The sequence below is a fragment of the Nitrosospira sp. Nsp14 genome, assembly GCF_900113575.1.
In the GTDB taxonomy this organism is placed as follows: Bacteria; Pseudomonadota; Gammaproteobacteria; order Burkholderiales; family Nitrosomonadaceae; genus Nitrosospira.
The window spans coordinates 64,288-79,059 of sequence record NZ_FOPV01000013.1; the positions used below are offsets into that span (position 1 = coordinate 64,288).

The window sequence follows — 14,772 nt, forward strand, 5'->3', positions numbered from 1 at the left end:
CCCATTCTCAGAGTGGGGGGAAACTCGATTATTGTGAAATTTATTTGAAGTTTATGTGAATCTGTACCTGATCCGTAATGACTACTGCGTAGCATTTATTTCGTCGGAGGTTATATCGCCTAACGAAATAGCATGCCAGCGAGTGTGCTTCCGGGTGATCCACCGAAAAAAAATACTTACAAAGGTGTGCAGTGCGGCCGGAGCAATGGCCCTACCGTATCAGCTGGATCACATACTCAAGGAGCGTATCATGCCAGTCAGCGTCATTAAATCAGATCTAGAATTTATCCTCGCCCAGATCAAGATCTCCGAGGCGCACGCCGGCGGTCAGCCGCTGTTCGGCCCGGGCGGGCTCATTCCATCCTATAACAATTCGTTGGGCCTGCGCACCGTCGACGGTACCTACAACAACCTTCTCAATCCAACATGGGGTGCTGCGGACCAGCAGTTTACCGAGTTGCTGCCGCCGGAATTCAGGCCTGGTTACAATCCCTCGAACGATCCCAACTCAGTCGTCATCGACTCCAGCATTCGCACCATATCCAACCTGATCGTGGATCAGACACTTGCCAATCCCGCAGCGATCCTGACCGCGCTGCAGCAGGCGGGAATCGTGGCCCCGGCAAACCAGATGGCGGTCATGGCCCAAATCAGCAATGCATTCGCACCGATTGAATCCCTGTTTTCGGCATTGACCGCCGCCGAGGTCGTCGCCGCCGAGGCAGCTGCGGCAGCCGGTGCAAACCCGGACGATCCGGATCTTGCCGCTGCTGCGGTTGCAGCCGAAGCTGCCCGCGCAGACGCGGAGACAGCTTTGACGGACGCCCGCAGCGCCCTCGACACGTTACTTGCAACCAATGGCGTGGAACTCGACGGGGCAAATGTCGTGCTCGCAAACGTCGCACCCGACGAAGGATTGTCGGCGCCGTTCAATTCCTGGTTCACGCTGTTCGGCCAGTTCTTCGATCACGGGCTCGATCTCGTCAACAAGGGGGGCAGCGGCACCGTTTTCGTTCCCCTGCTGCCCGACGATCCGCTATACGATCCAGCTAGCCCCACCAATTTCATGGTGATGACCCGTGCCACCGTTTCTGCGGGTGCCGATGGTGTGATGGGAACCGCGGACGATGTGCGGCCCGTGAACACGACAACGTCGTTCGTCGACCAGAACCAGACCTATACCTCGCACGCTTCCCACCAGGTGTTCCTGCGGCAGTACGAGTTCAACGCCGCGGGCGACCCGGTTGCGACCGGCAAGCTGATCGAAGGCGGTAATGGGGGCATGGCTACCTGGGCTGACGTCAAGGCGCAAGCCGCGGATCTGCTCGGAATTCAGCTGCGCGATGCCGAGGCCGGCAATGTTCCGCTGCTCGCGACAGACCAGTACGGAAATTTTATACCTGGGCCGAATGGCTTTCCCCAACTCATTTTTCCCGGAGCAAATCCCGGTGACCCTGGGATGCTGGTCGAGGGCGATCCGACGGCCAACGGCGGGCTCGGCGTGTCTACGGTCGGCTCCTACCGCACCGGCCATGCCTTCCTTGCCGACATTGCCCACAACGCCGTGCCCACCGGCCTCGCCGACGGCGACATTGAAATAGGTCTGGGCAATCCGGACAATTCGCCAACAAACGGCCAATACGACAATGAGCTTTTGGATGCTCACTATATAGCCGGGGACGGGCGTGCCAATGAGAATATCGGGCTGACCGCGGTACATCACGTGTTCCATTCCGAGCATAACCGGCTTGTCGAACATACGCAGCAGGTCGTTCTAGAGACGGGGGATCTTGCTTTTCTGAATGAATGGCTCGCTGTCGATGTGGCGGCGCTGCCAACGACGCCGGAGCAAGTGGATGCTTTGGTTTGGGATGGCGCGCGGCTCTTCCAATCGGCGAAGTTCGTAACCGAGATGGAATACCAGCATCTCGTGTTCGAGGAATTTGCCCGCAAGGTGCAGCCCGCGATCAACCCTTTTCTGGTGCCTGACGGCTTCGATGTCACGATCGATCCTTCAATCGTCGCCGAATTCGCCCACGTCGTCTATCGCTTCGGCCATTCGATGCTCACGGAGACGATCGACCGCTTCGATCCGGACTTCAACCAGAATCACATCGGTCTGATCGAGGGTTTCCTCAACCCCATCCAGTTCGAAAACAATGGCATGGGCACTACCGTCGACGCCGATATTGCGGCCGGCGCCATCGTACGGGGCATGACGCGACAGGTCGGAAACCATATCGATGAGTTCGTTACAAGCGCGTTGCGCAATAACCTGCTGGGGCTGCCGCTTGATCTGGCGACTATCAATCTGGCCCGCGGACGCGATACTGGCGTTCCGTCACTCAACGCCGCCCGGCGCGACTTCTACGAGGCAACCAACGATGACGCCCAACTTAAGCCCTATGAGAGCTGGGTTGATTTTGCCGGTCATCTGAAGAACGAATCCTCGATCATCAACTTCATCGCCGCTTACGGCACACACGCGCTGATTACCGGCCAGACCACGATCGAAGGCAAGCGCGACGCGGCCCTCACGATTATCACCGGCGTATCCGTCGGTGGTTTTGAAGTCCCGGCTGACGCTGTCGACTTCCTCAACGCGACAGGCGCCTACGCTGGAGGAGCGCTGGGCGGCCTGGAGAATGTCGATCTCTGGATCGGCGGCCTTGCGGAAGAGACGATGCCTTTCGGCGGCATGCTAGGGTCGACCTTTAACTTCGTGTTCGAGATGCAGATGGAGAGCCTGCAGAACGGCGATCGCTTCTATTATTTGCAACGCCTCGACGGCCTGCACCTGTTCGGCGAGATGGAGAATAATTCCTTCGCCGCCATGATTATGGCCAACACCAACGCGGGCCATCTGCCCTCGGATGTTTTTTCGACCCCTGGTCTGATACTCGAGGTCAATCAAAGCAGGCAATTCAACGATCTGGATGGCGACGGGGACCTTGAAAGCACTGATCCGATCGGAGCGGGCATTCTCACCCAACTGGTTGTCCGCAACAATCCGGCTACTGTTGGCCCCGATACGAACTACTTGCGCTATGCCGGAGACAACCATATCGTTCTCGGGGGAACCGACAACAGGGACATTCTTGTTGCTGGCATTGGCGACGACACGTTGTACGGCGATGGTGGCAATGATGATCTCGAGGGCGGTTTTGGCAACGACATTATCAATGGAGGCGCTGGCGACGACATCATTCGCGACGCCGGCGGCGACGACAACGTTAAGGCCGGCGACGGCAACGACGTGGTTCATGGCGGCCCCGGCCTCGACCTGATCATGGGCGGGTCTGGCCAGGATTTTGTCGTTCTCGGTACTGACGCGGGCTCGGAAGTGTTCGCTGGAGAAGGGAATGACTTTATTCTCGGCACCAAGAACGCTGAGCGGATTCTCGGCAACGAAGGGAACGACTGGATCGAGGTCGGTACGTTTGACGGCGCGCCCGGCGACAACTTCGACGAAATCTTTGCGCGCGATGGGGTCAAGGGTCACGACGTGTTTCTGGGCGACGGCGGCTTCGATGAATTCATCGCCGAAGGCGGAGACGATATCATGATTGGCAGCCCTGGCGTCGGCAAGATGGTGGGTATGTCAGGCTTCGACTGGGCCAACTACAAGAACAACACGTCGGGCGCCAACGCGGATTTCTTCCGGCTGGCGTTCGATGAGAACCCGGTTCCCCCGGAAAACGCTGCGCTGGACGTATATGAGGCAGTCGAGGGCCTGTCCGGCTCGGCCTTCAATGACCTTTTATCAGGCTCTGATGAAAACGCGACCACACTTGTCCCGCGGGCGGCGGGGGGCGCGGCCGGCTATCTTGGCAGCGTGCTGGATGCTGAAGGCATCGCGCTGATCGCCGGGCTGCAAGACGTGGTTGGTGCGGGCGTCACGTCTTTCGGCTCGGGCGATATCATCCTCGGCGGCGACGGCAGCGACCTGATCACCGGACGCGGCGGTGACGACATTATCGATGGCGACAAATGGCTGAACGTGCGCATCAGCGTTCGGGAGAACGTCGGGCCCAACGGCGGTACCGGCTTGGAGATCGACAGCGCCAATAGCATGAAGGAGCTGGTCACCGAGATGTTCAACGGGACGTACAATCCCGGGCAGTTGCAGATTGTGCGTGAAATCCTGACAGCGAATGGAGCGGGCGATATAGACACGGCGGCATATCGTGGCGTGCAGGCCGACTACCAGATCGGCGTGGCCAACGATGGGACGGTTACGGTCACCGACGTCGCGTTGAATCCGCTCGACGGGTCGGACAGGCTGCGCAACATCGAACGACTGCAGTTCACAGATAGCACGCTCGGGCTCGTAATCGGCACAGCCGGTAATGACATGCTGGCCAGTTCGGCAACCAACGATCTGATAGTCGGCCTGGGCGGCAACGACACGGCCACCTATGCAGCCGCGACTGCCGGTGTCACCGTTTCCCTGAGTAACGGGGGTCCGCAGAACACCGGTGGAGCAGGCACGGATACGCTGACGAGTATCGAAAACCTGACGGGCAGCGCGTTTAACGACACGTTGACCGGCAACGGCGTTGCCAATGTCCTGTCTGGCGGCGGCGGTAACGATACGCTGGTTGCAACGGTTGACAATGTGCGGGATACGCTCGATGGCGGCGCGAACACCGACACAGCGAACTATGCGGCTTACGCCGCTGCACTGACCGTAAACCTTGGCGGTTTGGATCCGATTATCGTTGGTGGTTCGGGCAGTACTGCCGCCAATTCCGATGTTCTGGTGGGGATCGAAAACTTCACTGGCGGTTCGGGCAGCGACACGCTGACCGGTAGCAACGTAGCGAACGTTCTTAATGGCGGAGCCGGCAACGACACGCTGTTAGCGACCGTTGACAACGTGCGCGATACTCTGGATGGGGGTGCAAACACCGACACGGCCAACTATGCAGCCTACGGGGCTGCGCTGATCGTGAACCTTGGCGGTGTCGCACCGATCGTTGTGGGCGGTTCGGGCAGTACTGCCGCTAATTCCGACGTTCTGGTAGGGATAGAGAATTTTACTGGCGGTTCGGGCAACGACACGGTGACGGGCAGCAACGCGGACAACATCCTTACTGGCGGGTTGGGAAGCGATACGCTCAATGGCGGAGGCGGCAACGACACGCTGATCGCAACCGTGGACAACGTGCGCGATACGTTGGATGGGGGTGGAAACACCGATACGGCCAATTACGCAGCCTACACTGCGGCACTAACCGTGAATCTTGGCGGTGCGGCACCGATCGTTGTGGGTGGTTCGGGCAGTATTAACCCCAATTCCGACGTTGTCGTCGGGATCGAAAACTTCACCGGCGGGTCGGGCAACGACACATTGACAGGCAGCGGAGTCGCCAACGTCCTTATTGGTGGTGCTGGGAACGATACCATCAATGGCGAGGCAGGAAACGACACCATCGATGGCGGCGCAGGAGCTGACATACTCATTGGCGGCAACGGGGCTGACACCATCAATTCGGGTGCAGCGAACGACAACCTCCAGGACGTGTTCAGGTTCAACGCGACGGCCGAATTTGGCGACACGGTCAACAATTTCGACGCCAATGGCGCTGATGGAGTTGATGACCAGGTTGAGTTTGGCAGTGCGCTCAATAATGCATATGACGACGGCAACGATAACAACGATTTCCTGTTCGCTTCCGGAAACGGCTCGGGAGGCACGGTGAATGTTACCGTGGGACAGGCGAATGCCAATATCGAGGCGCTGCTCCTGACCGGCGTAGGCGGCGAAGGCGTGACCACTGCAAATCTGGGGAACGCCGCCGCTGTTTCGGCAGCATTTAATGCAGAGTTCGTCATTACGGCAGCTGCCGGCGAAGATGCGCTCCTGGTTGTCAACGATACCAACGGCAACAGTTTCAGCTTGTGGCAGTGGGTTCAAGCTGGAGGGGGCGAGACGGCGGCGGGCGAAATCACCCTCATCGGCACCTTCAACGCCAATGCTGCGGTTTCTGCCGGGAACTTTGACTTTATCTAAAGGATGGGGATGGGGATGGGCACTTCGGAATAGCGGGGGCCCTTCCCAAAACCGCGTCGCAACAGGGTGATCGAGTGTCAGGGGGAGGGGGAACCTGGCTATGGTGGGGAGGAAAACTGCCAGCGCTAGGTGATTCCCCTTTTTTATTGCGTTGCCAACTGCATTGAGGAACATGGACTTGAGTCCAATAGGCAGGGTGCGTCCTGTGGAATAGCATCTGTCGCAACCGCTTTTCCCTCATGGGCTGTTTGTCGATTTATTGCGACCGTCCAGCCGAGATCATCGAGTCGAACGTTGCTGCTGTAGAGAATGAATAAATAATGGCCAGACGCCAGGTTGCACAAAACGAGATTGCCGAAGTTCTTAGTAGCTTCAAGGCAACCTTCAGAACTATCGGGGTGTTCAGTGCCATCATCAACGTGTTGATGCTGGTACCGGCCCTCTACATGTTGCAGGTCTATGACAGGGTCCTTGCCAGCCGCAACGAAACAACGCTATTGATGCTCACTCTGATAGTACTCGCTGCTTATCTGGTGATGAGCAGCCTTGAATTCATACGCAGCTTCGTGTTGATACGTGTCGGGGCGCAGCTCGACATGAAAATGAACAAACGCATTTACGAGGCGGCATTCGAGCAGAACCTGAAACGCCCTGGCGGGAGCGCAGGTCAAGCCCTGCAGGATCTGACAAGCGTTCGCCAATTCCTGACCGGTAACGGGCCATTCGCGTTTTTCGATGCGCCCTGGTTTCCGGTCTACCTGATCGTTATTTACCTGTTTGACCCAATATTGGGCTTGTTCGCACTGGGCGGAACGGTCGTGCTGGTCGCGCTGGCCGTGGTCAACGAAATAGTATCGAAAAAGCCCCTGGCGGCGGCAGGCACGATGGCAATAGAGTCAGCCAATCTTGCCAGCAATAACCTCCGCAACGCAGAAGTGATCGCGGCCATGGGAATGCTGCCCCATCTCATGTCGCGCTGGTTCAAGTTGCACAGCCGGTTTTTGCAGTTACAGGCCGAGGCGAGCGAAAAAGCTGGAATGATTGCCTCAGGCACAAAGTTTGTCCGGACCTCGATGCAATCGCTGATATTAGGGCTGGGAGCATTGCTGGTACTGGACGGCAGAATTACTCCCGGCATGATGATTGTCGCTTCCATCCTGATGGGCCGCGCATTAAGCCCGGTCGAACAACTGATCGGCGTGTGGAAAAACTGGAGCAATACGCGCGGGGCCTACCAGCGGCTCAATGAGTTGCTGCAGTTCAATCCTGCGCGGGAGGGCGGCATGTCGCTGCCAAAGCCCCTCGGACGTATTTCTGTCGAGGCAGTCACTGCAGCGCCTCCCGGCGTATCGTCGGCTTTTATTAAAAATCTCAGTTTTGCCATTTTCCCCGGCGACGTGCTGGGCATCATCGGACCCAGCGGTGCGGGCAAGTCCACCCTCGCCAGGTTGCTCGTTGGCATCTGGCCCTCGATGATTGGCAAAGTGCGCCTGGATGGGGCGGATGTCTACCTGTGGAATAAGGCTGAACTTGGGCCGCATATCGGTTATTTGCCGCAGGACATAGAACTGTTCGGCGGAACGGTCAGCGAAAATATCGCGCGCTTTGGCAAAATCGATCCGGAGGAGGTGGTTTTGGCAGCCAAGCGTGCGGGCGTTAACGACATGATCTTGCGTTTCCCGCAAGGGTATGACACGCCGCTAGGTGATGGGGGGGCGGGTTTGGCTGGCGGGCAAAAGCAGCGCATCGGGCTGGCGCGCGCGCTTTACGGCGATCCTGCCCTCGTTGTACTGGATGAACCGAACTCCAATCTGGACGACAGCGGGGAATCGGCACTGGTGGCGGCGATAAATGACCTGCGCAGCCGGCAAAAAACCGTCGTGATGATTACACACCGGCCCAATATCCTGGGCGCCACGACCAAGCTGCTGGTTTTGCAGGAAGGGGTGGCACGCTCGTTTGGCGCCCGCGCAGATGTTCTCGCCGAATTGACCAGGCAAAACCAGCAACTGACGCAACAGGCTCAACAAACTCCGCAGGTAAAGCATGCAAAATCAGCTTCAGCCTAATCCGGGCGAGGGCGTCGTCCTCTATCCTGATGAGCTTGTTTCATACGACGTCGACACCGACCCGCGCGGTTATATTCGAACAGGATGGGGAATCGTTATTGCAGGAGTCGGCGGTTTCCTGCTGTGGGCATCCCTCGCGCCACTCGACAAGGGGGTGCCCCTGAGCGGCACAGTGACGGTTTCCACCAGCCGAAAAGCCGTACAGCATCCCACGGGGGGCATCGTGGATGCAATCCTGGTGAAAGAAGGCGACCGTGTGAAAGCAGGGCAAGGCCTGGTTCATTTGAACGGAGTGCAGGCAAGCGCAAATGCGGAAATGAGGCGGGTGCAGTATTTTACTGCACGTGCAGCGGAAGCCCGCCTGATAGCGGAACGCGACGGAACGGGTGCAATCGAATTCCCTGCAGAACTGTATAAGGAAAAAGACGACCCGCGTGTCGCCAGCAATATAAGGACGCAGGAACACTTGTGGAACTCGCGAAGGGTGGCAATCAGGAGCGAATTGGGCGCCCTCGATGAAAGCATTATTGGCCTTCAACTTCAAAACCATGGATGGGAGGAAGCACGGGATAACAAAAAGATGCAGCTTGAACTCCTGAAGGAACAGCTGCATGGAATGCGGGACCTCGCCAAAGAGGGATACGTCGCGCGCAATCGCCTGCTCGAACTTGAGCAGTCTTATGCGCAGATCAGTTCTGCAATATCCGAGGATATCGGGAATATCGGACGCGGGCAGCGGCAGATCGCGGAATTCAAGCTTCGACGCGTACAACGTCAGCATGAGTACCAGAAGGAGGTACGTACACAGTTATCCGATGTGCAGCGGGAAGCCGAGGCGCTTGCCAATCAGCTGAAAGGACTGGATTACGATTTGTCCAATGTCGTGGTGAAAGCGCCCGTTGATGGAACAGTGGTCGGGCTGTCGATCTTCACGGTTGGGGGCGTAATTGGTCCTGGCGTCAGGATGATGGATATCGTGCCGAGTGAAGATGCGCTGGATATAGAAGGACAGTTGCCGGTGCATCTCATCGACAAGGTCCACCCAGATCTCCCGGTGGAGCTGATGTTTACGGCGTTCAACTTGAACCTGACGCCGCGCGTGCCAGGCGTGGTAACCCACGTCTCGGCGGACCGGCTTGTCGACGAAAAAACCGGCTTTCCCCACTACAAGATCAAAGTCAAGATTGCGCCTGAGGGAGCGGATATTATTTCCAATTTGCACATCCGACCCGGTATGCCGGTAGACTTATTCGTGAAAACAGGCGAGCGCACAATGATCAATTACATTTTGAAGCCAATACTGGATCATTTCAAAATGTCAATGACGGAAGAATAACGATACGGCTTCGCTGTTTTGTCTTCCAGGCGGAATCGGACCGGACCGTTACGCAGAAGCGTGCTGCATAAGGCACTCAGGTATATCACCCTCCACGGCTAGCGAAGGCGCCATAATCTCGCATCTCTTCGTTCCTGACATGAAACCGTAGGGGACGCGCCACTTCCTCAAGGTAGGTGATGAAATCGAAGTAGCGTCTAGTCAAAAAAATGTGATAATTTTTGTGATCATCCCATCACGCAAAGTTCCGGGCAGGTGATGGCATTCAGACCGCAGAACCGGTCGGAAATCGGGTTGCACCAAGTGAAGCTTCGGCCTGTGCCAAAAGACTTCGGGTTGGGACCAGTCATGGATGGTGCGACTGCCACGACGAAGCTTCAGCATCCGGGAAGTTATTAGCCGGAAGTTTATTTAACTACAGGCCTATCCCGGGCTAAAAGCTTCCCCACCCATCTTCTTTCGCCGCGCGATGAATCCAACAAGGGCCAGGCCGGAAAGAAGGAGCACATAGATCTCCGGCTCCGGGATGGTTCCAATGGCAACGACCTGCCCCGAGTTATTGATGCCGGTGGCTTGTTCTAGAACCAGCCCATCAGGCAGATCAACCAGAGAATTGAGGTCCATCATGCCTGCGCCATCGAGCCCGGTGACGAAAGCATGTGTGGACCCCCCAACCATGACAAAATCACCCACCACCTGCCCGGCGTCGTTGATGCCAGAAGCCCGGCTGAAATCAAAGCCGTCAGTACCGCCCAAAGTACCAAGGTCGCGCATACCTATCCCGTTGGGGCCGGTAATGAAAGCGTGGATGGCGCCCCCAGCCGTGTAAGACCAACCCACCACCTGCCCGGCATCGTTGATGCCATAAGCCCAGCTGTAATCACCCCCTAAGGTGCCGAGATCTCTCATGTCCATTCCGTCGGGGCCGGTAATGAAAGCATGTGGAGTGTTTCCATCCGTGTAAGATAAACCCACCACCTGCCCGGCGTTGTTGATGTCAGAAGCACTGCTGTTTTTATCATCCCCAAAGGTGCCGAGATCTCTCATACCCATCCCGTCGGGGCCGGTGATAAAAGCATGTGGAGTGTCCCCAACCGTGACAGAATCACCCACCACCTGCCCGGCGTCGTTGATGTCAGAAGCAGAGCTGTAAGTACCACCCAAGGTGCCAAGGTCTTTCATCCCCATCCCATCGGGGCCGGTAATGAAAGCATGGTTAACGCCTTCAGACGTGTCAGACCAACCCGCCACCTGCCCGGTGACGTTGATACCAGTAGCAGTACCACCCAAGGTACCAAGGTCTCTCATGCCTATCCCGTCGGCGCCGGTAATGAAAGCATGGTTAACGCCTCCAGACGTGGCAGAATCACCCACTACCTGCCCGGCGTCGTTGATTCCATAAGCAGAGGTGTCATTACCACCCAAGGTGCCAATATCAGTCACTGTCTTGCTGTTGAGGTCGACGAGGTATGAATGTGTTGCTTGTGCCGAGACGCCGGTGGCGAAACCCAGACCAGCAGAAAATGCTGCGGCGAGGATAAAGCCGCGGACTTTGAAACCACGTGTGATTTTCATGATGAATCTCTTCAGTTTTCTCAACAAAAGGTGGGGCTGCCAGGCTGCCAAAAAGCAATGCTCCTGCTTGAGGATAGATCACGGATTTGAATTATCAAGGGGACGAAATGCAGGATGCCTGTCAGGTCGTCCACCCTGGAGCCGGCAGGTCCTTCTCGGAGCCCAGTCATGGACGGTGCGCACTGGCATGACGAAGCTTAAGCATCCCGGAGGTTATTAGCCGAGAAGTTTATTTAAATAAAGGCCTGCCCCTTGCTAAAAGCTTCCCCACCCGTCTTCTTTCGCCGCGCGATGAATCCAACAAGGGCCAGGCCCGCAAGAAAGAGCGCGGAGATCTCCGGCTCCGGGACCGCGATAGCGATGACCTGACCCGAGTTATTGATGCCGGAGGCTTGGTCAAAAACCAGCCCACCAGGCGCGTCAACCAGCGAATTGAGGTCCGTCATGTCTGCGCCATCGGGGCCGGTTATGAAAGCGTGGGCAGCGCCAACGCCTCCACGCTGAGTTTCAGACCATCCTGCCACCTGCCCGGCATCGTCGATGCCAAAAACATAGAGGTAAAAACCCCCAAAGGTGCCAATATCTCTCATACCCATCCCATCGGGGCCGGTTATGAAAGCATGTTGAGCTTCAGCCGTGGCAAAAAAACCCGCCACCTGCCCCGCATCGTTGATGACAGAAGCATTGCTGTAACTACCACCAAAAGTGCCAAGGTCTCTCATGCCCATCCCATCGGGGCCGGTGATGAAAGCATGGCGGCCGCTTCCAGCCGTTTCAGACACCCCCGCCACCTGTCCTGCGTCGTTGATGCCATAAGCCTCGCTGTACCCACCACCCAAGGTGCCAAGGTCTCTCATACCCATCCCATCGGGGCCGGTGATGAAAGCATGGGTGGCGCCTCCAGCGGTGTCAGAAATACCCACCACCTGCCCAGCGTCGTTGATGCCATAAGCAACACTGCGATTACCACCCAAGGTGCCAAGGTCTCTGATGCCCATCCCATCGGGGCCGGTGATGAAAGCATGGGTAACGCCATTGAATGTTTGAGACTCCCCCACCACTTGTCCTGCCTCATTGATACCAAACGCCTGGCTGGAATTCCAGTCCTGCCCTCCCAGGGTGCCCAAGTCTCTCATGCCCATTCCATCGGGGCCGGTGATGAAGGCGTGATCACCAGCTACAGCCGTGGAGGACCGCCCCACCACCTGCCCGGCGTCGTTGATGCCATTAGCAGTACCACCAATAGCGGTTACTGTCTTGCTATTGAGGTCGACGAGGTATGAATATCTTACTTGTGCGGAGGCGCTGGTGGCTAAACTCAGGCCAGCAGAAAAAGCTGCAGCCAGGATAAAGCCACGAACTTTGAAGCCACGGATGATTTTCATGATTGTCTCTCCAGTAAGAGAGGGTTTTTAGAGATTCGGGACTCTGCTCATTTGATGGAAGCGTGCCGACAGCGGGGTCGCATGCGTCAAAGATAACTGCCCGGCCACCATTTCTCATAATTTAGCTTAGATCAATTAGGGGAAAAGTATATGAGCAGCCGCCTATCCAACGGAAGACATCTACTCCTGGTTTCACAAGCACTGAGCAGTAGCAATGGACCGTTTTGTATCGAAAGCAGTAACTTGAATCTGACAACCAGGGTGGGATCAGTGCCAGGAGGTGACTCTCAGGCGCTGGAAACAAAAAGCCATATGCGACCTCCGCTCCGCTTTGGCTCAGCAAAACGCTGCTTAAGCAGTCCTGCGGCGACGCGCGATAAAGCCCAGCAGACCCAGACCGGCCAACAGCATGGCGTAGGTTTCGGGTTCGGGGATGATAGGTGAGACGCCAAAGGCGGCGACCTGTCCCTGGTTATTGACCCCAGTCGCCTCGCCTAGGGTTAGAACAACTCCACCCGGCAGACTCACCAACGAGTTTAGATCGGTCATACCCACGCCATTGGGGCCGGTGATAAAGGCCGTGTCCGAGGTCCCCACCACCTGCCCGACGTCGTTGATACCATAGGCCTGACTCTCACTTCCACCCAGCGTCCCGAGATCGGTCATGCCCCCGCCATTGGGGCCGGTGATAAAAGCATGCTCAATACCTGTGGCCGTAGCGGACCTCCCCACCACCTGCCCGGCGTCGTTGATCCCATAGGCGACGCTGTAACTTCCACCCAGCGTCCCTAGATCGGTCATGCCCACGCCATTGGGGCCAGCGATAAAAGCATGGTCAACACCTGCGGCCGTGATGGAGTTTCCCACCACCTGTCCGGCGTCGTTGACGCCAAAGGCGTAACTGGTACCTCCACCCAGTGTCCCGAGATCGGTCATGCCCACGCCATTGGAGCCGGTGATAAAGGCATGCGTAGTACCTGTGGCCGTGTCAGAGTACCCCACCACCTGCCCGGCGTCATTGATGCCACGGGCGAAACTGTTAACTCCACCCAGCGTCCCGAGATCGGTCATGCCCATGCCATTGGAGCCGGTGATAAAGGCATGGTCAGCATTTGAGGGCACGTCGGAGTACCCCACCACCTGCCCGGCCTCATTGATGCCAGAGGCGGAACTGTCACGGCCACCCAGCGTCCCGAGATCGGTCATGCCCACGCCATTGGGGCCGGTGATAAAGGCATGCATTGCATCTACGGCCGTGGTGGACCCCCCCACCAACTGCCCGGCGTCGTTAATGCCATAGGGCTCACTGTAACCTCCACCCAACGTCCCGAGATCAGTCAGTCCTTTGCTATTGGAGTCTACAATGTATGCATGTTGTGCGGAGACAGGGGAAACAAAACCCAGCCCGATACTCAGGGCGGCGGTCAGGATCAAGCTTTGGATTGTAGAGCTACGGGTAATTTTCATGATTTTTCCTCAACAAGAGGGGGTTTTTTAAGGTTCCGGGCTTCTGCTGATTTGTGAAAAGCGTACCGACAGCTCGGTCCCTTGGGTCAAAGATAACTGCCCAGCTACCATTTCTCACAATCCAGCTTAGATCAATCAAGGGAAAAGTATATGAGCCGAGCGGCCTGTCCAACTGAAGAAATCTAACTCCTGGTCTCACAAACACTGAGCAGTAGCCATGGACTGTTTTGTGCCGAAAGCGGCACCTTGAATCTGTCGACGAGGGTAGGATCAAATCTCGACCGCTATACTTTAAGTGCACTATGGAGAATATATTAACGCTTTTTAATCAGATATTTATAGATTTAAAATGTAAAAACTCCGTTAGTGTAGGTGTCTACGAACCAAGGGGTCTTGAGTTCGAATCCTGCCGGGCGGGCCATTCCATTCGGTTTTTTGCAGAACCGCATTTTTCTTCTTGTGCGATAAAAATGTAGGAGTTAGGATTTGACCGGGCAAACAATGTCAGATTCGAACTGCCGCCAAGTCGCAGGAAGCGATTCTCAGGCGCTGGAAACAAAAAGCCACAAGCCGACAGCTGCTCCCCTGTGGCTGGGCATCAAACGCTGCTCAAGCAGTCCGGTGGCGGCGCGCAATGAAGCCCAGCAGACCCAGGCCGGCCAGTAGCATGCTATAGGTTTCGGGTTCGGGGATTACGGAGACGCCATTGGCTGCGACCTGCCCCATGTTATTGATAGCTGATGCTTCGGTAAAGGTAACTCCGGGTGGCGGGCCAGCGCAAGCCTGAGAGCTCTTCATCCGTCTTGTGGACGAGTTCCTGTTTCGTCAATCCACGCATGAGGTCGGCATTGCCAGCCGATACCGCTTCTGCCACCATCGAGAGAATCCGACCCTGGAGACGTGCGAGAGATAATTCTCCAAGGG

The 14,772-nt window shown here is 56.8% G+C and carries 9 protein-coding genes; 4 read left to right on the forward strand and 5 right to left on the reverse strand.

What is annotated here, in order from left to right:
- Nucleotides 1-250 precede the first annotated feature (250 nt).
- The 3 genes from BM022_RS09790 to BM022_RS09800 all read left to right on the forward strand — a co-directional run bounded on the left by BM022_RS09790 (nucleotide 251) and on the right by BM022_RS09800 (nucleotide 9,421).
- On the forward strand, nucleotides 251-6,016 hold the full coding sequence (locus BM022_RS09790) for a peroxidase family protein (RefSeq protein ID WP_177191687.1): 5,766 nt from the start codon (nucleotides 251-253) through the stop codon (nucleotides 6,014-6,016).
- Between the two features lie 320 nt (nucleotides 6,017-6,336).
- Complete coding sequence (locus BM022_RS09795; protein WP_091138907.1) at nucleotides 6,337-8,085, forward strand: type I secretion system permease/ATPase; 1,749 nt, start codon at nucleotides 6,337-6,339, stop codon at nucleotides 8,083-8,085.
- Entirely contained in the window at nucleotides 8,063-9,421 is a 1,359-nt protein-coding gene (locus tag BM022_RS09800) for an HlyD family type I secretion periplasmic adaptor subunit (protein WP_091138909.1), read from the forward strand. Before BM022_RS09795 ends, BM022_RS09800 begins: the two co-directional genes overlap by 23 nt.
- Before the next feature lie 423 nt (nucleotides 9,422-9,844).
- On the opposite strand, the gene BM022_RS09805 is transcribed toward BM022_RS09800, so the two are convergent.
- The 3 genes from BM022_RS09805 to BM022_RS09815 all read right to left on the reverse strand — a co-directional run bounded on the left by BM022_RS09805 (nucleotide 9,845) and on the right by BM022_RS09815 (nucleotide 13,848).
- Nucleotides 9,845-10,996, reverse strand: a complete 1,152-nt coding sequence (locus BM022_RS09805) for an HAF repeat-containing PEP-CTERM protein (protein ID WP_091138969.1) — start codon at nucleotides 10,994-10,996, stop codon at nucleotides 9,845-9,847.
- Between the two features lie 233 nt (nucleotides 10,997-11,229).
- Complete coding sequence (locus BM022_RS09810; protein WP_091138911.1) at nucleotides 11,230-12,381, reverse strand: HAF repeat-containing PEP-CTERM protein; 1,152 nt, start codon at nucleotides 12,379-12,381, stop codon at nucleotides 11,230-11,232.
- Nucleotides 12,382-12,732: 351 nt separating this feature from the next.
- Nucleotides 12,733-13,848 (reverse strand): PEP-CTERM sorting domain-containing protein, encoded by a 1,116-nt coding sequence (locus BM022_RS09815; RefSeq protein WP_091138912.1) that lies wholly within the window; start codon nucleotides 13,846-13,848, stop codon nucleotides 12,733-12,735.
- Nucleotides 13,849-14,349: 501 nt separating this feature from the next.
- Here BM022_RS09815 and BM022_RS16440 point away from each other — a divergent pair.
- Nucleotides 14,350-14,514, forward strand: a complete 165-nt coding sequence (locus BM022_RS16440) for a hypothetical protein (protein WP_177191680.1) — start codon at nucleotides 14,350-14,352, stop codon at nucleotides 14,512-14,514.
- Here the strand turns inward: BM022_RS16440 and BM022_RS16445 are convergent.
- Nucleotides 14,458-14,646, reverse strand: a complete 189-nt coding sequence (locus BM022_RS16445; RefSeq protein WP_091138914.1) for a PEP-CTERM sorting domain-containing protein — start codon at nucleotides 14,644-14,646, stop codon at nucleotides 14,458-14,460. The genes BM022_RS16440 and BM022_RS16445 overlap by 57 nt on opposite strands.
- Nucleotides 14,576-14,725, reverse strand: coding sequence for a hypothetical protein (locus tag BM022_RS15535; protein WP_177191681.1), 150 nt, complete (start codon nucleotides 14,723-14,725; stop codon nucleotides 14,576-14,578). The genes BM022_RS16445 and BM022_RS15535 overlap by 71 nt, the downstream gene beginning before the upstream one ends.
- Nucleotides 14,726-14,772 lie beyond the last annotated feature (47 nt).